Below are 22,358 nucleotides of genomic sequence, written 5' to 3'. Positions count from 1 at the left end.
GCAAAGTAGTGCCTGTATACTGTTATATACACTGTATTGCTATACTCGATATTATAAGAATAATAATTAACACCACATCAATTACCTCAGTTCATTGATAATGACAACATTCTAGTAGAACGTATTTTCTTTTTTCTAACACAGACTTGAAAGGGGCATATTTTTGCAAAAACAACAAGATCTTAGTAAAAAAACTATCATATTTATCCATGGGTTAGTTGGGAATCGTCGTGCATTTAAAAAGGAGTGTAAACTATTTTCCTCATCTTACAACATCATAACGTATGACTTACTCGGTCATGGTGACGATAAAGGACAAGCAATTGATTTTTCTTTAGATCGATTAGTACAGCAGTTAGCAGATCTTTATGAAAAAGAGGGAATCCAGCAAGCACATATTTGTGCCCTAAGCTATGGATGTTATATTGCCACTATATTTGCTCATATGTATCCTGAAAAAGTGTTGAGCCTTTGTCATATCGGAGGTCATTATAATAACCCCTCTGTTTTGTTTAATGTCTTCCAAGAGTTTTGGGAGAAACGAAATAATGAATACTCCACTTGGCTTTACCAGTATGCAAATACCATCTTCCCAAGTGGTATACTGAAAGCAAATCCATTCGCAATTGTTTCCAAAAATATTTACTATCGATTTGGATTACAATTGCACTCATCTATTATTAGAGAATCACTGCGACATCGTTTAGAATTCGATTTAAAAACTCGGTTACGAGAACTTACGCAACCGATTCTATGGGTAATGGGAGAATATGATCATCTCTATAAATCTTGTTTATTTGATTTAAAAACGATTCTTCCAAATGTTTCATATAAAGAAATCCCATTGGCTGGTCATGCTGCAAATATATTTCGACCAAATTATTTTTACGATCTGTACTCTCAGTTTTTACAAGACGCATCATCGTAAAACCAATTATTTTTATTAGATAAAGAGAATCGTGTACCATCTCTACTGTCTTTTTATATACCCCTTTTTGTAATTAAATTGCAAAAACAAGGTTTAAATAAAAATATAGTAATCATCTTAAAATACGCATCAAAAGGGTCTAATTCATAATTCAATGAATTATGAATTAGACCCTTTTATTCGAACTTCATATTTTTATTTTGATAAATCATTCACCTCATATGCAACTCGGATTCCAGATTCAATTGCTCCCTGCATCCAACCATGTGTAACTGTCGTATGCTCCCCAGCAAAATGCACCCTTCCCTCAGGTATTTTTATATAAGGATATAGTTCCAATTCTTGTCCTGGCTCGAAAGCTGTGAAAGCTCCGCAAGAATAAGGGTTTTGACTCCAGCTAAATGATGTTCCTGAAACAAATTCAGAATACACTTGATTCCCATATATTTCTGCTAAATTCTTCAAAGCATATTGAATACGATCCTTATTAGATAGGCTGTCCCACGTTAATGCTTCATCTGCCCATGTATAACTGGCTAAAACCACCGCTGCTCCTGTTGTTTGTATGCCATAGCTCGGATAGTACGTAAATCGAATTGGCAAATCAGTGATAGATTTACCACCGTATTGACCAACTCTTTCCCAAAACCGGCTTTTAAATTCAATCGCGATTTTTGTTGCAGCTATATAGTTAAGCTCACGAATAGCCCTTCTTTTGTAATAAGAAAAAGAATCAAACGGTTCAATTTTCACAAAGCGTAATGCAGAAAAAGGGATAGTAATTATAGCCAGATCACCTGTCACCATAAATTGTTCCGAGGTTTTCTCGTGAATAGAACGAATCATAACACTCTCATTTTGTTGAATAATAGCTGTCATTTTTTGATGAAACAGTATATTTTCTTTTAGCTGTGGTAAAAAGGATTGTGGCAATACATCCATACCACCTGTTATCTCATAAAATTGATTTGTTGATGTAAAAAATATCATCTCTCGCAATACTTCAATCACGGACATCCCCATATATGCTTCCATATCAAGAAGGATGCCAATCATGTCAATTGCACCGTCTGAAAGATAAGAGTTTAAAACGAAACCTAATGAATATTTTTTATATCGTTTTTCTATAACAAACCAGTTTTTCATTGGATCTTGTTTTATAAAATTTATAATTGGTTGTAAAACTGAAAGCATTAGCTCTTCAGCTGTTTTTCCTCTTTCGTTTGGCATAACTGGGTATTTTAGAATACTTGGATTTTGTTCAAATATATTGAGACGTGTTTTAATGCCATTTGCATAAATGATATCCAAAGGAGTTCGATTAATAAAACGATTCGTAGACAATCCAAACTTTTGAATATATGCCGAGGTTAAAGTATGTACATCTGGAATGCGCATAGACCCTGCATTAAAATATAGTCCATTGTTAAACGGAGATCGTACAGTGTACACTCTCCCTCCTATTCTATTATTTGCCTCCAAAATCGTAACTTTATGTCCAGCTTCCTTTAATAAAGATGCTCCAACTAATCCTGCTAATCCTGCACCAACAATAATGATATGTTTAGGAACTTGTGATTTATGAAGGCCATTTTTAATGATATGAATCATTTGCTCCGTTAATAATTGATTATTTATATTTTGAGGCATCCTTATTTACTCCTCTTCAAAAGGATTTCATTGCATTATATTCAACGAAAAAGACACCTATGTGTAGTTCTTCTTGTTTAAGATTTCGAAAAAAGGATTAATTCCATTGATAATTTGCTAAATATAAGATCCCTTTACTACAAATGCTAATACCAGAGCCAAATAACATATTTCCCCACCCTATTTCGTAACAAACAAGCATTTAATACATTTCATAAATACGATTTTTTAGTAATATACTTGACATAATTTAAACACAATTCTATACTTACTTACATAAAGTAATTAAATAATATTTAATGTTTTTGAAAATACTTTTCGATTGTTCATTCAGACTAATTTACATCACTAAAACTTTATTACGAACAAAGGAGGAACAAAGATGAAATTTCAACATCATCCTTATACTTTTGTAAGTCATGTTCACATATTAATTGAAAATTTAGGACGCTCCCTTTCTTTTTATCGAGAAAAATTAGGATTCCAAATACTCGAACAATCAGAAACGAAAGCTGTACTAACAGCAGATGGAAAAACTCCACTTTTAACAATCGAACAACTAGAAAATATATTACCAAAACAACCACGCACAACTGGTTTATATCATTTTGCAATTTTATTACCTCATCGCTCCGATTTAGCAAAGGTATTATATCATCTCATCCAAACGGATTATCCTTTACAAGGGGCCTCTGATCATCTTGTGAGTGAAGCCGTTTATTTAGCAGATCCTGATGGAAATGGAATTGAAATTTATGTAGACCGTCCTTTTAAAACATGGGAGTGGAATGACGGGCAAGTAACAATGACAACTGAGCCTATAGCAAGTGACATTTTAGCGGCCGCTAAAGACGAAACCTGGACTGGTCTTCCGAGTGACACAGTAATGGGGCATATTCATTTACATGTTGCTGATTTAGGAAAAGCAGAGGAGTTTTATTGTGCTGGTCTTGGATTTGACGCTGTAAGTAGATACGGTCATCAAGCGTTGTTTATCTCATCGGGAAAATATCATCATCATATCGGTTTAAATACATGGAATGGTGTTGGGGCACCTTCTCCGGCAGCAAACAGCGTAGGATTAAAACATTTTTCAATCTTATTCCCAGATGAAGAAACACGAAATCAAGCTGTGAAACGTCTCCAAGACATTGGGGCATCAGTAACAGCATCAAATGGAGTTGTTGTTACAAAAGATCCTTCAGGTAACCATATTCAATTATGTATTTGAAGAAAATATATAACTAAAAAATAAAATTTGGTGGTGTATAAAATGAGTTTTTTAGATAAATTATTTGGAAATTCAACTAGTCAAGAAGAAGTAAATCATGCGGAACATACAACAAAAGATTTTTATTCTGCTGTAGCGGATAGACGTTCTATTTATGCAATTAGTAAAGAGGCTGTCGTTTCAGACGAACGTATTCAAGAAGTTGTAAATCATGCTGTGAAACATACACCTTCTTCTTTCAATTCCCAAAGCGCACGAGTAGTCGTATTACTTGGTGAACAACATGATAAATTGTGGAATATTACAAGAAATACATTAAAAGAAATCGTTCCTGCTGATCAATTTAGTTCAACAGAAGAAAAGATGACCGCATTTGGAAACGGTTATGGTACAGTATTATTCTTTGAAGACAATAGCGTAATTGAATATTTGCAAGAAAACTTTGCCCTATATAAAGATAATTTCCCTGTATGGTCACAACAATCATCAGGTATGCTTCAATTTGTCATTTGGACCTCTTTAGAACTTGAAGGGTTTGGTGCAACATTACAACACTACAATCCTCTAATTGATGATGAAGTGAAAAAAGAATGGAATATTCCAAGCAACTGGCAGCTAATTGCCCAAATGCCATTTGGTAAACCTGTTGCTCCGGCGAATAACAAAGAATTTAAACCAACAGAAGAACGTATTAAATTCTTTAAATAATCCCCAACAAATAAAAATGGTCTAAGTCACATTACATATTTGACTTAGACTATTTTTATATTTTTTCATAAACTATAATTTAAACCTGTATCATTTATTTCGCTCTACTGCTTTCTTATTATTAAAATAAACTGTAACCCAATTGCAATGACTAATATACCACCTGCAAAGTATGGCACAGTTACAGGATTCACTCCTTTTTCTAGAACTATACCATTTACCAGCGTACCTATTGAACCAGCAAAATAATTAATGGAACTGAGCAAGGCAATAGAAATAGTAGCATGTTCTGGGCTCATTTCGACTAACGTTTTTTGTTGAGTTGCTAACGCTGCCCACCCAGTAGCCCCCCAAAGAATTAAAAAGATAGCGATCAAAATCCCCATTTGATGAAAAATCCCCATGAACGTTAAAGATAAAAACATGATAACCATTAAATAGATTAATATAATTTTAGGTTTCTTATAGAAATCGATAATATATCCTATAATAAAGCTTCCTCCTATGCCACCTATTCCCCACATCCATATAAAGATTACGGATTTTTCAAATCCATAGGAAGCTATTATGAGATCTAAGTATGTGTATAAACCTAAACTACAAAAACTCAATATCATCGTTATGAACATGACAAGTGAAATACCTTTATTTTCAAACATCGTTAAACGTTCCTTTAGTGTTGGTAAATGAGTAGATTTTACCACTGGGAATTTAAACAATAAAGCTAACATTCCTATTACACCGATTACGACAATAAACCACATTGTCATTCGCCATCCATACATATCCGAAATATATATACCGAAAGGAACACCTATTACAGTTCCTGCACTCATTCCAAGTAATATCATTCCTAACGCTCTACCTTTTTTGTTTTCATGAACGAATGTAACCGCTGCAGATGAAGCGAATGGTGAATACAGCCCTGCCCCTATCCCTGCTATTCCTCTCGAAAGTAATAAAATTATAAAATTGTTCGTAACCGCACTTACAATGTTGGCTGATACGAAAACGGATAATGCTATTAATAATGTATTTTTTGCATTCGTTTTACTCATTATTGTAGTAAACAAAGGTGCTGCAATTGCATAGCACAAAGTAAATATACTCACAGTTTGCCCCGCTTTACCGATAGAGACACGAAACTCATCGGCAATACTAGGTAAAATTCCTGCCATGACATAAGCGTCTACACCTAGTGCAAACATGCCTATTGCTAATAAAAATATCTTGTTCAATGTTCATCACCCTTTTTGTTAATGATTCCATTTTTTATCATAAAGGGTATAATGAAATTAGTGAAATTAATATTTAGCATAGGAGGTATGAGTTTAATTCATGACAATAGCACGATATGAAGTATTTCAAAAAGTGGTCGAACTAGGGAATTTCACTAGAGCAGCTGAACAACTTAACATGACACAATCAGCAGTAAGTCATGCTATTTCTAGTCTAGAAAAAGAGTTTGGCTATCCCTTACTACATCGTAATAAGCAAGCAAAGATTAGTAAAACTACGTTTGCAGATCGAATTCTCCCGCATATCCGACAAATTTTAAACAGTGAAGCTATTATTAAACAAGAAATCTCTATTCAAAATAATCAATTAGAAGGAACCTTAAAAATTGGTGCATTTACAAGTGCTGCAGCCCAAATATTACCGACAATGCTATCTCATCTAAAAAAAAGCTACCCGGAAGTCAAAGTAATATTGTTCGAAGGTACGTATGTAGAAATTGCGGAGTGGGTTAATAATGGCACCGTAGATATAGGATTCGTTATAGAGGAAGATACAAAAAAACACTTTCAATATGTACCTATTACAAGGGATGAGATTGTCTTAGGATTACCGAAAAATCATCCACTGGTTAATGAAAAAACAATTGATATAAAAACAATTACTAATATGGACTTTATTATGCCAAAAGGTCCTTATCAATCATTAGTCTTAGAAAATTTATCTGCTCATGGTGTATTCCCAAACATTATATTAGAAGTACTGAATTGTGAAACGATTGTTAATATGGTTTCACAAAATATCGGGATTAGCATGGGCCCTGAACTATTTTTTAAGTCTCATAAAAATATTGAAATAAAAAAACTAAAACAAAAAAAATATCGTCAAATTAGCCTTGCTTTTAAAGAAAAAACTCCTATCATAAATGCTTTTTTAGTATGTAATCAGTTATAACAGTATACATGAAGCCACAAACGTATTGTTTGTGGCTTCATGTATACTCACTTTTGTTTCATTCGTTTCACTAATAACTGTTTTACTTCGTTATATGTTAAACCAGATTTCTTATTCAACTCTTTCACTTCTTCAATATCAGTGCCAACAACAGTGTATTTTTTCTCCTTATTCATACTGCACGTCCTTTTTTAAATATTAAATATGCGCCACGTTTTTATAAAGTACTATTGATTTTTTTACTAGCTTTAACTCAAGCATTTTGTTTTTGTATTTATTCCCTAAAATTAAATTCATTACTCATTTACTGCCTTTTTAATTTCGTTCTCAATTGAAAAAGGTGTTACGACATAGCGTAACACCTTTCATCACTTCTCAAACACAAAATTAATCTTATTATCTTTCCATTCTAACTTCGCATCAAACGTTTTATCGTTCTTCTTAAAACCTTTCATCAGTTCCGTTTGCTCACCTTTTAATAACTTCTTCATATTCTTTTGCGAAATCGTTTTTCCTAATATCTTTTTAGAAATTGTGAAATCACATTTCGTTGTATTATAGTTCGAACATCCATAAAAAGTGGATTTATCAATCACATCTCCATCACACTTTTTACATTGTCCTACTTTTTTACCGACTGTAAATTTTGAATTGGATCGTTCAATAGATTCCACATGTAAACCTGTAAAATCCCATTTCTCAGACATTTCAATTGCATCTTCAATAATTTTTGCTGAGAGCTTTTTCGTTTGTTCCATAAACGTTGCTGGTGAAGCTGTGCCTTCTCCAATTTCGGCAAGGCGCTGCTCCCACTTTGCTGTCATTTCTGGCGAGGCCAAAATTTTATCGCCAATTGCGGTAATTAATACTTTCCCTTTATCGGTTGCATACACTTGATTTTTCTTCACATCAATATATTTACGGTCCTTCAACATTGTAATAATGCCTGCACGCGTCGCTTCAGTCCCTAAACCTTCTGTCTTTTTTAATACCTTTTCCAGTTCTTCGTTCTCTAAATACTTCCCAGCCGTTTTCATTAACGTAATAAGCTGACCTTCTGTATAGCGCTTTGGTGGCTGGGTTTTTCCTTCTTTCACTTTCACTTTTACAACTTTTCCCTGTTCGCCTTCTTGTACAATAGGAAGTATCGTTTCTTCATCTTTCTCGTCTTGAAAAATGACTTTACGCCATCCTTCTTGAATTTGCTGTTTTCCTTTTGAAATAAATTCAGCACGTTCATCAACGAGCGTTGTAATTGTAGTGTAGTCAAAAATCGCAGCTTCATAATGCGCCGCAATTAATCGCCGTACAATCATATCGTAAATTTTTCTTTCATCACCTGATAATTTACTTGGATTTGTTACTTGTTCTGTTGGAATAATGGCGTAGTGATCTGTAACCTTCTTCTCATTCACATATCGCTTGTTATTCATAATAGAAGAAACTGGTGCAGGCAACAAATCTTTATAATCTTCAAACTGACTTAGCTTCTGCAAAATATCAGGAAACGTTTCAGCTTCTCCTTCTGTTACGTAGTTAGAATCCGAACGCGGATAAGAAACAATTCCTTTTTGATATAGCGCTTGTGTGATATCAAGTGTCTTTTTCGGTGAAAATTTAAATGCTTTATTCGCCGTTGCTTGTAAGGATGATAAGTTAAATAAAAATGGCGGCTGAAACTCTTTCCGCTCTGTTTTCATTCCTTTCACTTCAGCCGGTTTATTTTGACAAAATGCAGCGATTTTATTTGCCATATTGGGATCTTTTAAGCGAGATTCATTATCTTGTTCCCACTTACCTTCATATTTCTTTCCTTCTATATTAAAGGTTGCGAACACTTCCCAAAAAGGCTCTGATTTAAAGTTTTCAATTTCTTTCTCACGTTTCACAATTAATGCAAGTGTTGGTGTTTGCACGCGTCCAGCGGAGAAAACATCATTCATCCCTTTTTTCTTTAGTAAAATGCTAAAAACACGGGAAGCATTCATCCCAACGACCCAGTCCGCACATGATCGTGTATATGCTTCGTAGTACGTATTGATTGTATCTGCTTCATCAAGTAAGTTTTTAAATCCTTGATAGATTGCTTGCTTCGTTAAAGAAGAAATCCACAGACGCTTCATTGGCTTTTGGACATTACAAAGATTAATGATATTCCGTACAATTAATTCCCCTTCACGCCCAGCATCTCCCGCATGAATAATTTCCGTCACTTGCGAGTTATGTAACAACTGTTTCACAACGTTAAATTGCTTATACTTTGATTTTGTTACTTCAAATTGAAAACGTTCTGGAATCATTGGTAACGTATCTAATGACCATTTTTTCCACTCTTCATGATAGTGTTCTGGATTGCATAATTGCGTCAAATGACCAATGGCCCACGTACAATAAGCACCATTCGGAAACAATTCATTTGCTTCCACTTCCAAATAGCCGTCTTTTCGTCGATATTTAAATTGAGAAACGAGCGCTAAACCTTGATCTGGTTTCTCGGCTAATATTAATTTCATTTTATAACTCCCTATCTAAATTGCTGTGTCACTTCAATTATATCTATTTATTTTTCAGATGAGGATAACCCACAACAGTTCAAATTCCATTTTATATGTTATAGACCTCTAATATTATACGCTTAATTGAAATATCTTCACAATAGTGATTAATTACGTAATGTATTATATGTATCTACTTACTTTTAGCATAAGTACAAGCATCATCACTTTATTACACAAACAACGTATGATGAAATTCACAAGTTATCAGTGATGTATATCACTACATAAATTTAAATTTATTGATATTTTTAATCTAGATACAAAATTTAAACTTTATGGAGGCATTCATATGGAACATGTATTTACTGAGACTTCTGTGATTGGTGACATTGTTACGCAATTCCCGAAAGCAAGCGATCTTTTCAAATCATATAGAATAGATTTTTGTTGTGGAGGTAATAAACAACTTATCGACGCAATTAATGAGAGAAATTTGTCAGCAGAAGAGGTTATAACAAACTTAAATACTCTTTATTATGAAACAAAACTATTAAATGAAACAGAAATTAACTGGAAAATCGCCTCTTATAGTGAATTAATTGACTATATTGTGAATAAACATCATCGCTATTTAAATGAAGAATTGCCACAGTTAAGTCCATATGTGACAAAAGTCTTACGTGTTCATGGATCAGAACAACCTCATTTAGCTAAAATTCACAAGCTATTCCAAGAATTAAAAACAGAATTAGAACAACATATAATTAAAGAAGAAACAGAAGATTTTCCGTTGATTTTAGCATTTGAGCAAAATCCAACTGATGAAAATTATACGAAATTACGCAAAGTGGTGGGAGAGTTGGAAAGTGAACATAGCCATGCTGGTGATATTATAAAAGAACTTCGTAACATTACGAATGACTTTACTCCTCCAGAAGGAGCTTGCGGTACTTATCGCCTTGTCTATCAACGACTTGCAGCTCTTGAATCCGATCTATTTCAACACATTCATTTAGAAAATAATATTTTGTTCCCGCGTGCAATCGCGCAGGCTTAAGTAAAAAAGGTGAATCTATAGACATCAAGTTAAGGTTTAAAAACAACATTTTTTGAGCTTATAGATTTTATGACCTTAAATAAAAAAGATTCTTATATAGATACCGCTTAAATGTAACAAAATAGAACATAAGCACTTTTTGCTCATGTTCTATTTTTTACGTATTTTTTTCTATTTTCGTAATGCTTTTGGAATACACACACAGAAAAATTCACTTTCCATGTAATCTCCAGTGATACTAAAAACTCTAGAACGAGCCCCTCCACAAACATATCGAAACTCACAAACTCCACAAGAGCCCGACTGATGAAAGCTTCACTTTGTCTTGTTTAGCTTCCTCCTATGAAGTTGAAAAAATGATTCGTTCTATCACAAATATGATTTTTATCACTGCTTTATTTACGAAATTGATATAACTTTATTATAAAAATATGACGAGAATTATTAAGGAGTTGTATATATGAAGGCGAAAATGATAAAAAAACATTTACAAGAAGTCCCCCTCTTTAAAGAACTTTCAGAAGAAGAACTTCAGCCTATTGTAGATATTTCACAATTACGAAATTATAAAGCAAAATCATTTGTATTTATGCAGGGTGACACACTTGATCGCGTGTTTTTTATCCACTCCGGTAAAGTGAAAATTCAAAAAACAGATGTAACTGGAAAAGAACAAATTGTTTCTGTACTTCAAGCTGGAGAAATGTTTCCCCATGCTGGCTTTTTCCAAAAAGGTACCTTCCCAGCACATGCTGAAATACTTGAGACTGCACAATTGATCGTTACTCCAATCGCTGATTTCGAGAAGATTTTGATTCAGCATCCTGAATTATGTATTAAAATGTTTAAGGTTCTTGGAGAAAAAATTGTCGATCTTCAGAACAGATTAGAAGAACAGATTCTTCACGATACTTACGAACAAATTATTATGCTATTACTCCGTTTATGTAAATCAAATGGTATACAGATGAATGACAAATATACATTAACGACCCCGTTTACGAATCGGGAACTCGCCAATATGATTGGAACATCAAGAGAAACGATTAGTCGCACAATTAATCAATTAAAAAGAAAGAAATTAATTGCTATTGATGAAAATGGTTGTTTCATTATTATTCCAGACAAATTAAAAGCAGAAATCATCTGATTAAACAGTACATGTGTGATTTTCCTCACACCCTACTCATTTTCTCTATGTTACATTGTTATTGAGAATTAATATCAATAATTTCCGAGTTGAAGATGATGACAAAAATGATTGATTTTAGGAAAACAATTTGCGATTTGGCTATTGAATACCCTGAAATCATCCCTATCTTAAAAGAACTCGGCTTTGAACATATAACAAAACCTGGAATGTTGCAAACAGCTGGTCGTGTGATGACCATCCCAAATGGATGTCGAATGAGAGGAATTTCGTTTGATACAGTTAAAAAAACTTTTAAAAATAGCGGATTTAACATTACAGAATGAAGGAGAATTTTTATAAGTGAAATAATTAACAATCGTGAACATAAAAGTATGAATGCGTTTGAACGACAAGAAATCCTAAAAGAAATTATTAAAAATCTTCATAACGGGAAAAGTGTTGCGGAGGTAAAAGCTCAATTCGAGGAAGCTGTCGGAAATATTACGGTTACGGAAATCTCCCAACTTGAACAGACACTCATGGATGAAGAAGGAATTCCAGTAGAAGAAGTACAGCGTTTATGTTCAGTGCATACAGCTATTTTTAAAGGTTCCATTGAAGAAATCCATAGGTCTGATAAACCAGAAGACCAACCTGGACATCCAATTCATACTTTTAAGCTTGAAAACAAAGAAATCGATATACATGTTAACTTTAAGCTTCAACTTCACTATGAACGTTTCGAAAAAGAAGATAGTAAAGAAAACATCTATAAACTAATAGAAGACTTAAATCTATTAATGGATATTGATAAACATTACAGCCGTAAAGAGAATCTGCTTTTCCCTTATTTAGAGAAATACGGAATTTATGGACCAACGCAAGTAATGTGGGGTGTCGATGACAGTATTCGCAATGCTATTAAAGACGTCAAACAAAAATTAAAAAATTATAATGGAGATAAAAAAGCTGTCTTATCTCAGATTTACTTCGTTATTCATGAGGTAGGTGAAATGATTTTTAAAGAAGAGAATATTTTATTTCCAATGGCTCTTCAAACCCTTACAGAAGATGAATGGATTAAAATCGCTCATGAAAGTGATGAAATTGGCTATTGCTTAACAAGTCCTACAAGTGTATGGAAACCTGAAAGAAAATCTATACAAGAAAAAACCATATCTGAAGGATTCATTCGCTTAGAAACAGGTATGTTGTCTCTAAAGCAATTAGAGCTACTAATGAACCACTTACCTGTAGATATTACATTCATTGACGAGGATGATGTTGTACGCTACTTCTCTCATGGAAAAGAACGGATTTTCGCCCGTACGAAAGCGGTCATCGGCAGAACAGTCCAAAACTGCCATCCTCCAAAAAGCGTTCATATTGTTGAAAAGCTCTTAAAAGACTTTAAATCTGGAAATAAAGATTGTGAAGATTTCTGGATTAAATTTCAGGATAAATATGTATACATTCGTTATTTTGCTATACGGAGTGAAGATGGAGAATACATGGGTACCCTTGAATTCACGCAAAATATTAATCCGATTCAAGAAATCCAGGGAGAAAAACGTATTCTTTCATAAGTTGAGTGTGTCACCAGCCGTTTATCTTTTCTTTTATATCACTCTATGTAAAGTGTTTTTTATAGTTCGCATGATTAATTATTGTAGCATTTCCCCCTTCTAGATTATGTGCTAGAAAACATAGTAATTGATTTAAATTCATCCTAAATATATATCATTTACAAATAAAACGACTACTTTAATTATTTTATTTAGAATCAAATAAGGGATACAAACCTCAATTTTATACGGTATAAATATATAATGTTACACATTTTATAAAGGGAAAAGAAGAGGATAGATACAAGCAGAGAGAGGCTGCCTGTTCTATCCTTTTTTGTACCACAAGAAAGGACAAACTAAAATAATGCTACCTCAATTAAAGAAGCAGCATTACCTTGTATGAATTTTAAACCATCCCAAAGCTTCAACATGATTATAGAAAAACAAAAAGAACCATTCCCAACACTTCTATATCATGTACCACAAAAAGTTCGGTAAGGACATGATGACGGCGCAGGTAGTGTCGCGTAATCATCTTGTTCTGGGGAGTGCGCGTAAGGATTTGAAAGGACATTTAGAAGACGTTCCATCACGCTGTAATCTCCATGTTTCACAGCAGCTTCCAAAGCTTCTTCTACTCTGTGATTCCGTGGGATTACCGCAGGATTGTTTTTCCGCATCAATAAATGTGAAGAATCTTTTGATTCTTCCTGTCTACCTAGTCTTTCCTGCCACTGCTCATGCCACTGATTGAATTCTGGAGTTTCAAACAAGGCCATATCCTCCAGCTTATCAAAAGTTAACGCACGGAAAGTATTCGTATAGTCCGCACGATACTTCTCCATGATAGTAAGGAGGTCTTCAATAAGTGCTTTATCCTGTACTTCTTCGTTAAATATCCCTAATTTAGCTCTCATTCCAGCGAGCCAGTTTGAATGATATAACTCATTATAATTTAAAATTGCATCTTGAGCCATTTCCATCGATTTTGCATAATCACTATGCAATAGTGGTAATAAAGTTTCAGCAAGCCTTGCAAGATTCCATCCACCAATATACGGCTGATTGCCATAAGCATAGCGACCTTGAAGATCAATGGAACTGAATACCGTTTCCGGATCATAAGTATCCATGAAGGCACAAGGACCATAATCAATGGTTTCTCCACTAATGGTCATATTGTCGGTGTTCATCACCCCATGAATAAAACCAACAAGTTGCCATTTTGCAATCAACTGAGCTTGACGCTTAATCACTTCCTCAAGCAGGGAAAGATAGCGATTTTCAGCAGCGTCAACGTCTGGATAATGTCGCTGTATTGTATAATCAGCTAGGACTTGAAGATCTTCAACAGTGCCCCATTTGGAAACGTACTGAAAAGTGCCAACGCGCAAATGACTTGCAGCCACACGGGTAAGAATTGCACCAGGCTGCTCAGTTTCGCGAAAGATTGATTCACCGGTCGTTACTACCGCTAGACTACGGGTAGTAGCAATACCAAGCGCATGCATTGCTTCGCTGATGATATATTCGCGTAGCATCGGTCCAAGTGCCGCTCGACCATCCCCCCGGCGAGAGTATGGTGTTCTACCAGAACCTTTCAAGTGAATATCAACCCTCTCACCCGAGGGAGTAATTTGTTCGCCAAGTAGGAGAGCTCGACCGTCTCCTAACCGGTTAAAATGCCCGAATTGATGCCCCGCGTAAGCTTGAGCAAGAGGAAAAGCACCTTCGGGAATACGGTTTCCTGCAAGCACTGCTACGCCATCGTCACTTTCTAGTTCCTCGATGTTCAATCCTAGAGATGTTGCCAGCGAATTATTGAGAATAACCAATTCCGGTGAGCGAACAGGTGTTGGATTGATGCTGGTGAAAAATGATTTCGGTAGACGGGCATAGCTATTATCTAAGTTCCATCCTGCTTCTATTCTTTCTTTCTTATTTGTCATTGTATCACCGTTTCTTCTTTTATCTTTTTTTACATAAAACAAAAATTCTAAAAATTAAATGGTATTTTAATTATGTATTTCTACATCAATACAAAGTAACCTCTTTTAGTGTCTACTTCGGTTAATTTATTATACCATTTTCGGTTCCGAACAAATTATGACTTTTGTACTGCGTCGATTCGAAAACTATTGAATTTAATATTAAGTAATAATAAACGCCCTTCTAATTGTTATAAAAAAGAATTAGAAGAATATATAGTATATCTATACTACTTCAATTTGAACTGGTTATTTATAAAAAAGAAGCTATCCCTCTATTTTACCTTCGAGATAGCTTCTTTATTTTATCAATTACATAATATACCTTTTATTAAATCAAATCATCAATTGAAAATCCACCTGGCAGTAAACTTTCAACTGTTACTTCTTTTTCATCGCCTTTTTGATTCGTCAATAATACTGGCATTTTCGGATCACAAAATTCTGCAATGACTTGTCTACATGCCCCGCATGGTGAAATAGGTCCATCCGTATTACCTGTTATTACTAAATAACTGAAATCGCGCTCTCCTTCTGACACTGCTTTAAATATTGCCGTTCTTTCAGCACAATTACATAAACCGTAAGATGCATTTTCTATGTTACAGCCTGTATAGATTTTACCATCTTTCGTAACAAGTGCTGCTCCAACAGGGAATTTCGAATACGGAATATAAGCTTTTGACAACATCTTTGTTGCTTCTTCAATATATTTTTGTTTATCCATATTATTTCCTCCTTAGAGTACATTCAATTCTACTAACCATTAATCAGTTATAATAGTATGAATTAATGTTGGAGCTTCGGCCTTTTCTGATATAGAAATATTTTCATAAATTTTAGCTTTTACATCTTCCACATTTTCACGATTTGCGTAGATCGTAACAAGCGCTTCCCCTTCTTTTACAGCTTCGCCAACTTTTTTGCGTAGCATTAAACCAACCGCCAAATCAATTTCATCCTCTTTTGTTGCACGACCTGCTCCTAGAAGCATCGCAGCAATACCGATTTCGTCTGCAACAATGTTAGACACAACACCTGAAGTTTTAGCTGGTACATCAATCACATATTTCGCTTGTGGTAACTTTTCTGGATGATCTACAATTGAGCTATCTCCGCCCTGATTACGTAAGAACTCTTTGAATTTCTCAATCGCTTTTCCATTTTTCATAACTTCTTTCAACATTTCACGTGCTTCTTCTAATGTATTTGCTTTTTTACCAAGTACAACCATTTGGCTTCCTAATACAAGCACTAATTCTGTTAAGTCTTCTGGACCTTCTCCTTTTAGCGTATCAATTGCTTCCTTCACCTCAAGAGCATTACCAATCGCAAAGCCAAGTGGTTGTGACATATCTGAAATAACAGCCATTGTTTGACGGCCAACATTATTTCCGATTCGAACCATTGCATGTGCTAATTTTTTCGCCTCCTCTTCTGTTTTCATAAATGCTCCTGCTCCTGTCTTAACATCAAGAACAATTGCATCAGCTCCAGCTGCAATTTTTTTACTCATAATCGAACTTGCGATTAATGGAATCGAATTCACAGTTCCGGTAACATCACGTAGTGCATATATCTTTTTATCGGCAGGTGTTAAATTACCTGTTTGTCCAATAACTGCAACCTTATCACGATTCACTAAATCAATAAATTGCTCTTTCGTAATCTCAACATGGAATCCTTCAACTGCTTCTAATTTATCAATCGTACCACCTGTATGCCCTAGACCACGTCCAGACATTTTTGCAACTGGTACATCTAAAGCAGCTACTAATGGTCCTAAAACCAATGTTGTTGTATCACCAACACCGCCAGTTGAATGTTTATCTACTTTAACCCCTTCAATCTCTGATAAATCAATTGTCTCTCCAGAATTCACCATAGCCATTGTTAAATCAGCACGTTCACGATCAGACATATCTTGGAAAAAGATAGCCATTGCTAGTGCACTTACTTGATAATCAGGGATTGATCCATCTGTATATCCTTTAATAAAAAATTGAATTTCCTCTGTTGTTAGTTCTTTACCATCACGTTTTTTTGCAATAATATCTACCATTCTCATCCTAATCACCAATCCTTCTTATTTTATTTTGTAAAGGGTAAACTTATTAAACTCTTAATATATTAATCCAACTATTGTTGCGGATAAAAAGCTTACTAAAGTTGCTCCGAAAAGCAGTTTCAAACCAAATCTTGCTACCACATTTCCTTGTTTTTCATGTAAACTTTTAACAGCTCCAGCGATAATTCCGATTGAAGAGAAGTTTGCGAATGAAACTAGGAACACCGATATGATAGCAGTCGTTCTTCCTGAAAAATTAAAGTTTCCTTGTGCTAAATTTGTCATAGCTACAAACTCATTTGATACAAGTTTCGTCGCCATAATATTACCGGCATTAACAGCTTCATGCCAAGGAACCCCCATAATAAATGCAAATGGTGCAAATACATAACCAAGAATCTCTTGGAATGAGATACCAATTACTCCTTTAAAAATGGCATTAACAAAAGTGATTAAAGCAACAAATCCAATTAGCATAGCAGCTACTGTAATAGCAACTTTAAAACCATCTACTATATATTCCCCTAATACTTCAAAAAAGGTCTTTTTCTCTTCCTCTTGTACTTCTAAAATATCTTCTTCTTCCGTAACCTCATAAGGGTTAATAATAGAGGCAATAATAAACCCACCAAACAAGTTCAGCACTAAAGCGGTTACAACATATTCTGGCTTTAATAACACCATATATGATCCCACTATAGACATGGACACCGTCGACATTGCAGAAGCACACAGTGTATATAATCTTTTTTCACTTAATAAACCTAACTGTTTCTTAACCGAAATAAATACTTCTGACTGTCCTAAAATCGCTGAAGCTACAGCATTATACGATTCAAGTTTCCCCATTCCATTTATTTTACTTAAAGCTAAACCGATATATTTCACAATAAACGGCAATACCTTAATGTGCTGTAAAATACCGATTAATACTGATATAAAAATAATCGGCATTAATACTCCTAAAAAGAATGAAAACTCTTTTTGATTCGCCAAACCACCAAATACAAAATTAACACCATCAGCTGCGTACTTTAACAATTGTCCAAATCCATCTGCGATTCCAGTTATTAGTACGTTTCCTGCACTTGTATTTAATAGTACAAAACCTAGAATGAACTGTAATATAATCATCGTTATAATAGGACGATATTTGACTTTTCTTCTATTATTACTAGCAAGCCATGCAATGCCTAAAATCATTACAAGTCCTATAATACCTATTAAGTACTTCATGAAATTCTCCCTCCTTTTCGGTATCCGCTTACATATTGTTAAAATGTTAAAGCAATAGATACACCATGTTTTTTCAACAATTCGTATATCTATTGCTTACAACTTTTTATGAATTAATAGTTATCTGAAACGCCGTTTGTATCATTTAATACAATTGCAACACTAGCACTTGCACCGATTCTAGAAGCGCCAGCTTCAATCATTTTTTCTGCATCTTCACGTGTACGAACGCCACCTGATGCCTTCACACCAACGTTTTCTCCAACAGTGTTGCGCATTAATGCGATATCTTCAGCAGTTGCGCCGCCAGTTGAGAATCCAGTTGAAGTTTTTACAAAATCAGCACCAGCTTTTACAGATAATTCACAAGCACGAACTTTTTCTTCATCTGTTAATAAACAAGTTTCAATGATAACTTTTACAAGTGCTTTTCCTTTTGCAGCTTGTACAACTTCACGAATATCGTTTTCAACGAATTCATTATCTCCATCTTTTAAAGCACCAACATTGATTACCATGTCTACTTCAGTTGCACCTTTTGCAATTACATCTTTTGTTTCAAATACTTTTGTCTCAGTTGTATTTGCACCTAAAGGGAATCCGATTACTGTACAAACATCCACATCATGCCCTGCTAATTCTTCAGCAGCTAATTTTACCCATGTAGGATTAATACAAACAGAAGCGAAATTATATTTCTTTGCTTCTTCTAAGACTTTCATAACATCTTCTTTGGTAGTATTCGGTTTCAAAACTGTATGATCAATTAACTTTGCAATGTTCATTTTTTTCACTCCTCATATCTTTTAACAACTTCATTCTAACTCCTCTTTGAACAAATGTAAACACGCTTTTGAAATTTCGTTCATGATTCTATAAAAAAAGGATTGCTCTACTTACAATCTCTAGCTTTTATTCGTTATTGGATATAACTTAAAATAAAAAGATCTCTCAAATGAATCATTTTGAGAGATCCTCCTGTTCTTAATCTTTTTGATAATTTAGCAGCTCTTTGGCGGTATGCTGATCGATAATCAACACATTCGCATATCCACCTCTTAACGCACCATCAATTGCCTTTACTTTTCTAGAACCTCCTGCAACAAGAACAGAACGCTTCTTTAAACGCAACTCTTCTAAATCAATACCAATTGTGCGCTGATTAATTTCCTCACTGCAAATATTACCGTCTCTATTGAAGAAACGAGAACAAATGTCCCCAACAGCTTGTTCTTTCAATAAGCTCATTTCTTGTTCATTCAAGTAACCTAGTCGAAATAATAACGCCTCATCTCTAACAGTTCCAACTGTGAAAATGGCAATATTAGCTTGTTTTCCCATCTCAACAATATGATGAATATGCCTATCCTGCTCTACTAATTCTTTTGTAACTGCATTATCAAATATAACTGGAAGCGGTAGGTTTCGCGGTGTTGTTTGAAAGGCGTCCGCAAACAAGGCAATTGTTTCATTCGCATATGTATTTACACTTGAATGACTAATACCTCCTTTTAATTGGACAACTTCTACCCCTTTCACATGCTGCGGGACAATTTTTCTAGCGACTTCATACATCGTCGTTCCCCAACTCACACCAACAACATCACCATTTGTAACAGTCTTTTCCATATACTCAGCAGCATACTTACTAATATACTCCGTAATGGCCGTATATTCTGGTACTGGAGAAAATACGACATGCGCCTCTAATAAATTATATTTTTCTTTAAGTAGGTTTCCCACATTATCTAAATCAGCAAATGGATCAGCTATTTTAATTTGAACAAATCCTTTTTCTTTTGCATATTTTAACAATCTTGAGATAGTCGGCCTTGAGATATTCAATTTATTTGCAATCTCTTGTTGACTATAATCAGATTGGTAGTATAACCTTGCAACTTCAACGCTTAATTGTTGTTTTTCTTTATCCATATTCGTTATTTCTATACCCCTTCCAAACTTATTGTACCTTAATGGCATCATAACATTTCATGTTAGAAAATTCGACTATGTGAATTGGAAATAAACGTATTTCACAAAAACATTTTTTCTTAGTTACCTCATTACGTTTGTCTGTTGATGAAGTGACATGTCGGAATGAGATTCAACAAGATGAACATTTCTATCGTGATTAAGAAACTATGTGCTAGGATTACACCTAAAAAAAAGATAGCTGTTCTTTTTCAGAACAGCTATCTTTGTTGCTAATTCAAGCATCCATTCTCTTACGGATTTGTAGACCATAATCCAGCAGATTTAATGAATGTACGTTTATTTAATTTCAGCTGCGCTACAATAAATTCAGCAATATCTTCAGCCTGCATAACTCTATCTGGATTACCATCTGTCAAACCTAATTCTACTGCCATATCTGTTGCAACTGTACTTGGTGTTAATGCTGTAACACGAATATTATGTTTACGTACTTCTAGCGCTAACGATTCTGTTAAACCAAGAACACCAAATTTAGAAGCACTGTACGCGCTTGTTACTGGTGCTCCCTTTTGTCCAGCTGTTGATGAAATATTAATAATATCACCGGATTGCTGCTCAATCATTCCTGGTAACGCAGCACGCGTTACATAATATACGCCTATTAAGTTCACTTGAATGATTTTTTCCCATTCTGCAACATCTAGTTCTAGGAAATTGCCAAATTTAGAAATTCCGGCATTGTTAATTAAAATATCAATAGAACCTAAGCCATTTTTTAAGGTTTCAATTGCTTCACTTACTTCTTCATATGAAGATACATCAGCAGTAGCAATTACAGCTTTCACGCCTTCTGCCTCAACTTCTTTTGCAACAGCTTTTAAATTTTCTTCTGAACGTGCTAAAAGTCCTACATTCACGCCTTCTTTTGCTAAAGCAATTGCTACGGCACGGCCAATCCCTCTTCCAGCTCCTGTAATTAATGCATTTTTTCCTTGTATTAATTCTGCCAAATATAACACTCCTTATTCATTCTAAATTGCTAATTTCTTTATATCATGAATTTTATCTATATATTATTTAAAGTACAATACTGCACTTTAATGTGCGTAGGTTACCCATAAGTAACTATTAGATTCATTATCAGGTAAAAAGCCATTTTCTAGCGTATTAAGCACTATGCTCAATTTGCTCCTTCTTCTCTTTTTTCTTATACTGTTTCCAGTTCACCAGTTTCCTAACTGTTCCTAACATACCTGTTGGAAGACCTAATAAGACGATGATATACAATAAACCAAGAAAAATCGTCCATCGTTCAAAAATTGGGTAATGCGCAGCAAGCTCTGACAAATAGTATTTCAAAGATTCAATCATTCCTGCCCCTATTATCGCTCCTACTAATGTCCCAATGCCACCGATTGTCGTCATTAATAAAGCATTCAGCGTCATGTCAATTGAGAAAACGGTCGTATTTACAAAGCGAAGTGTAATAACAAATAATCCACCGCTCACAGATGCTACAACTCCAGCTACAACACTCGCAATTACTTTATAGTGAAGAATTTTATAACCAAGTGCTTCCACACGTTGTTCATTTTGCGAAATCGCTTTTAATACGTTTCCAATTGAAGATTTCGTAAACAGTTGCAGTAATAAAAAAATGATCACTAGACTTATTAATGTAATATAGTAAAATGTGAAACGATCTCGAAATATATCAGGTACACGGAACGTAAAACCATCCCCCCCATGCGTGACGGTTCGCCATTTTTCAGCTAGCACAAAGAATAATTGAGAAATGGCTAGTGTTAGCATCGCATAAAAGTGACTTTTTAATCGTAAGGAAAGCATACCAACTATATAACTAATGACCGCTGATAAAGTGACTGCTAATATAATCCCAATAAAAAAACTCGATATTGTTGCCTCTTGTCGATCTAATAGGAGTGCGACACAATAAGCACCAATTCCAAAGAACATACAATGTCCAAACGACACAATTCCCGTATAGCCTAATAGAATATCAAAACTCATTGCGAATATCGCGAAAATGAAAATTTGTGTAAACAAGATTAACATGCTCCTTGAATCGTTTATAAAAGGAAATATCATGAAACAGAAAAGAATTGCACCCCCAAAATATATGCTAGCCCGATTAGATGATGTGGTCAT

The 22,358-nt window shown here is 34.5% G+C and carries 20 protein-coding genes and 1 pseudogene; 8 read left to right on the top strand and 13 right to left on the bottom strand.

Translation table 11 applies throughout. The annotated features are described in order from the left end of the window. Positions 1–163: 163 nt before the first annotated feature. The gene (locus tag LRP84_RS14500) at positions 164–928 is read left to right on the top strand and encodes an alpha/beta fold hydrolase (protein WP_230575732.1); all 765 of its coding nucleotides are present in this window, start codon (positions 164–166) and stop codon (positions 926–928) included. A 195-nt stretch (positions 929–1,123) separates the two neighbouring features. On the opposite strand, the gene LRP84_RS14495 is transcribed toward LRP84_RS14500, so the two are convergent. Continuing rightward, the gene (locus LRP84_RS14495) at positions 1,124–2,578 is read right to left on the bottom strand and encodes a flavin monoamine oxidase family protein (protein WP_230575731.1); all 1,455 of its coding nucleotides are present in this window, start codon (positions 2,576–2,578) and stop codon (positions 1,124–1,126) included. A 382-nt stretch (positions 2,579–2,960) separates the two neighbouring features. On the opposite strand from LRP84_RS14495, the gene LRP84_RS14490 reads away from it, so the two are divergent. Both LRP84_RS14490 and LRP84_RS14485 read left to right on the top strand, forming a co-directional pair. Beyond that, positions 2,961–3,809 carry a VOC family protein gene (locus LRP84_RS14490; RefSeq protein WP_230575730.1) on the top strand — a complete coding sequence of 283 codons (849 nt, stop codon included), beginning with the start codon at positions 2,961–2,963 and terminating at the stop codon, positions 3,807–3,809. A gap of 42 nt (positions 3,810–3,851) precedes the next feature. Continuing rightward, positions 3,852–4,517 (top strand): nitroreductase family protein, encoded by a 666-nt coding sequence (locus LRP84_RS14485; protein ID WP_230575729.1) that lies wholly within the window; start codon positions 3,852–3,854, stop codon positions 4,515–4,517. A gap of 104 nt (positions 4,518–4,621) precedes the next feature. Here the strand turns inward: LRP84_RS14485 and LRP84_RS14480 are convergent, their stop codons facing one another. Continuing rightward, positions 4,622–5,755, bottom strand: a complete 1,134-nt coding sequence (locus LRP84_RS14480; protein ID WP_230575728.1) for an MFS transporter — start codon at positions 5,753–5,755, stop codon at positions 4,622–4,624. A gap of 100 nt (positions 5,756–5,855) precedes the next feature. Between LRP84_RS14480 and LRP84_RS14475 the strand changes: the two genes are divergently transcribed. Beyond that, positions 5,856–6,707 (top strand): LysR family transcriptional regulator, encoded by an 852-nt coding sequence (locus LRP84_RS14475; protein WP_230575727.1) that lies wholly within the window; start codon positions 5,856–5,858, stop codon positions 6,705–6,707. Positions 6,708–6,754: 47 nt separating this feature from the next. On the opposite strand, the gene LRP84_RS22465 is transcribed toward LRP84_RS14475, so the two are convergent. Together LRP84_RS22465 and topB are read right to left on the bottom strand one after the other, a co-directional pair. Continuing rightward, positions 6,755–6,883, bottom strand: coding sequence for a hypothetical protein (locus LRP84_RS22465; protein ID WP_302850598.1), 129 nt, complete (start codon positions 6,881–6,883; stop codon positions 6,755–6,757). A 192-nt stretch (positions 6,884–7,075) separates the two neighbouring features. Beyond that, positions 7,076–9,220 (bottom strand): DNA topoisomerase III, encoded by a 2,145-nt coding sequence (gene topB, locus LRP84_RS14470; RefSeq protein ID WP_230575726.1) that lies wholly within the window; start codon positions 9,218–9,220, stop codon positions 7,076–7,078. A 334-nt stretch (positions 9,221–9,554) separates the two neighbouring features. Between topB and ric the strand changes: the two genes are divergently transcribed. Next, positions 9,555–10,262 carry an iron-sulfur cluster repair di-iron protein gene (gene ric, locus LRP84_RS14465; RefSeq protein WP_230575725.1) on the top strand — a complete coding sequence of 236 codons (708 nt, stop codon included), beginning with the start codon at positions 9,555–9,557 and terminating at the stop codon, positions 10,260–10,262. A gap of 171 nt (positions 10,263–10,433) precedes the next feature. Here ric and LRP84_RS14460 read toward each other — a convergent pair. Further along, positions 10,434–10,562: pseudogene (locus tag LRP84_RS14460) on the bottom strand (radical SAM/SPASM domain-containing protein); the annotation flags it as partial. A gap of 160 nt (positions 10,563–10,722) precedes the next feature. Here LRP84_RS14460 and LRP84_RS14455 point away from each other — a divergent pair. The 3 genes from LRP84_RS14455 (at position 10,723) to LRP84_RS14445 (ending at position 12,980) form a co-directional block, all read left to right on the top strand. Continuing rightward, the gene (locus LRP84_RS14455; protein WP_230575724.1) at positions 10,723–11,412 is read left to right on the top strand and encodes a Crp/Fnr family transcriptional regulator; all 690 of its coding nucleotides are present in this window, start codon (positions 10,723–10,725) and stop codon (positions 11,410–11,412) included. A 98-nt stretch (positions 11,413–11,510) separates the two neighbouring features. After that, positions 11,511–11,738, top strand: coding sequence for a DUF1858 domain-containing protein (locus LRP84_RS14450; protein WP_230575723.1), 228 nt, complete (start codon positions 11,511–11,513; stop codon positions 11,736–11,738). 12 nt (positions 11,739–11,750) lie between these two features. After that, positions 11,751–12,980 carry a DUF438 domain-containing protein gene (locus LRP84_RS14445; protein WP_230575736.1) on the top strand — a complete coding sequence of 410 codons (1,230 nt, stop codon included), beginning with the start codon at positions 11,751–11,753 and terminating at the stop codon, positions 12,978–12,980. 455 nt (positions 12,981–13,435) lie between these two features. On the opposite strand, the gene LRP84_RS14440 is transcribed toward LRP84_RS14445, so the two are convergent. The 8 genes from LRP84_RS14440 to LRP84_RS14405 all read right to left on the bottom strand — a co-directional run bounded on the left by LRP84_RS14440 (position 13,436) and on the right by LRP84_RS14405 (position 22,358). Further along, the gene (locus LRP84_RS14440) at positions 13,436–14,911 is read right to left on the bottom strand and encodes a protein adenylyltransferase SelO (RefSeq protein WP_230575722.1); all 1,476 of its coding nucleotides are present in this window, start codon (positions 14,909–14,911) and stop codon (positions 13,436–13,438) included. A 370-nt stretch (positions 14,912–15,281) separates the two neighbouring features. Beyond that, complete coding sequence (locus tag LRP84_RS14435) at positions 15,282–15,677, bottom strand: cytidine deaminase (protein WP_230575721.1); 396 nt, start codon at positions 15,675–15,677, stop codon at positions 15,282–15,284. A 39-nt stretch (positions 15,678–15,716) separates the two neighbouring features. Beyond that, positions 15,717–17,018 (bottom strand): pyrimidine-nucleoside phosphorylase, encoded by a 1,302-nt coding sequence (locus LRP84_RS14430; protein ID WP_230575720.1) that lies wholly within the window; start codon positions 17,016–17,018, stop codon positions 15,717–15,719. A gap of 54 nt (positions 17,019–17,072) precedes the next feature. After that, positions 17,073–18,254, bottom strand: coding sequence for a NupC/NupG family nucleoside CNT transporter (locus LRP84_RS14425; protein WP_230575719.1), 1,182 nt, complete (start codon positions 18,252–18,254; stop codon positions 17,073–17,075). Between the two features lie 113 nt (positions 18,255–18,367). Then, entirely contained in the window at positions 18,368–19,039 is a 672-nt protein-coding gene (gene deoC / locus LRP84_RS14420) for a deoxyribose-phosphate aldolase (RefSeq protein WP_230575718.1), read from the bottom strand. Between the two features lie 199 nt (positions 19,040–19,238). Beyond that, positions 19,239–20,186, bottom strand: a complete 948-nt coding sequence (gene deoR / locus LRP84_RS14415; protein ID WP_230575717.1) for a DNA-binding transcriptional repressor DeoR — start codon at positions 20,184–20,186, stop codon at positions 19,239–19,241. Between the two features lie 293 nt (positions 20,187–20,479). Continuing rightward, positions 20,480–21,199, bottom strand: coding sequence for a 3-ketoacyl-ACP reductase (locus LRP84_RS14410; RefSeq protein WP_230575716.1), 720 nt, complete (start codon positions 21,197–21,199; stop codon positions 20,480–20,482). A 157-nt stretch (positions 21,200–21,356) separates the two neighbouring features. Then, entirely contained in the window at positions 21,357–22,358 is a 1,002-nt protein-coding gene (locus LRP84_RS14405) for a branched-chain amino acid ABC transporter permease (RefSeq protein WP_437438787.1), read from the bottom strand.

It is taken from the genome of Bacillus rhizoplanae, assembly GCF_917563915.1.
In the GTDB taxonomy this organism is placed as follows: Bacteria; Bacillota; Bacilli; order Bacillales; family Bacillaceae_G; genus Bacillus_A; species Bacillus_A rhizoplanae.
Note: the sequence above shows the minus strand (reverse complement) of the source record. Positions and strands in the feature narration are given on the sequence as shown.

Bases quoted from the DNA above. Each gene is read 5' to 3' on its own strand.
- LRP84_RS14495 (WP_230575731.1), bottom strand. From the start codon at position 2,578: ATGCCTCAAAATATAAATAATCAATTATTAACGGAGCAAATGATTCAT.
- LRP84_RS14490 (WP_230575730.1), top strand. From the start codon at position 2,961: ATGAAATTTCAACATCATCCTTATACTTTTGTAAGTCATGTTCACATA.
- LRP84_RS14485 (WP_230575729.1), top strand. From the start codon at position 3,852: ATGAGTTTTTTAGATAAATTATTTGGAAATTCAACTAGTCAAGAAGAA.
- LRP84_RS14475 (WP_230575727.1), top strand. From the start codon at position 5,856: ATGACAATAGCACGATATGAAGTATTTCAAAAAGTGGTCGAACTAGGG.
- LRP84_RS22465 (WP_302850598.1), bottom strand. From the start codon at position 6,883: ATGAATAAGGAGAAAAAATACACTGTTGTTGGCACTGATATTGAAGAA.
- topB (WP_230575726.1), bottom strand. From the start codon at position 9,220: ATGAAATTAATATTAGCCGAGAAACCAGATCAAGGTTTAGCGCTCGTT.
- ric (WP_230575725.1), top strand. From the start codon at position 9,555: ATGGAACATGTATTTACTGAGACTTCTGTGATTGGTGACATTGTTACG.
- LRP84_RS14455 (WP_230575724.1), top strand. From the start codon at position 10,723: ATGAAGGCGAAAATGATAAAAAAACATTTACAAGAAGTCCCCCTCTTT.
- LRP84_RS14450 (WP_230575723.1), top strand. From the start codon at position 11,511: ATGACAAAAATGATTGATTTTAGGAAAACAATTTGCGATTTGGCTATT.
- LRP84_RS14440 (WP_230575722.1), bottom strand. From the start codon at position 14,911: ATGACAAATAAGAAAGAAAGAATAGAAGCAGGATGGAACTTAGATAAT.
- LRP84_RS14435 (WP_230575721.1), bottom strand. From the start codon at position 15,677: ATGGATAAACAAAAATATATTGAAGAAGCAACAAAGATGTTGTCAAAA.
- LRP84_RS14430 (WP_230575720.1), bottom strand. From the start codon at position 17,018: ATGAGAATGGTAGATATTATTGCAAAAAAACGTGATGGTAAAGAACTA.
- LRP84_RS14425 (WP_230575719.1), bottom strand. From the start codon at position 18,254: ATGAAGTACTTAATAGGTATTATAGGACTTGTAATGATTTTAGGCATT.
- deoC (WP_230575718.1), bottom strand. From the start codon at position 19,039: ATGAACATTGCAAAGTTAATTGATCATACAGTTTTGAAACCGAATACT.
- deoR (WP_230575717.1), bottom strand. From the start codon at position 20,186: ATGGATAAAGAAAAACAACAATTAAGCGTTGAAGTTGCAAGGTTATAC.
- LRP84_RS14405 (WP_437438787.1), bottom strand. From the start codon at position 22,358: ATGACCACATCATCTAATCGGGCTAGCATATATTTTGGGGGTGCAATT.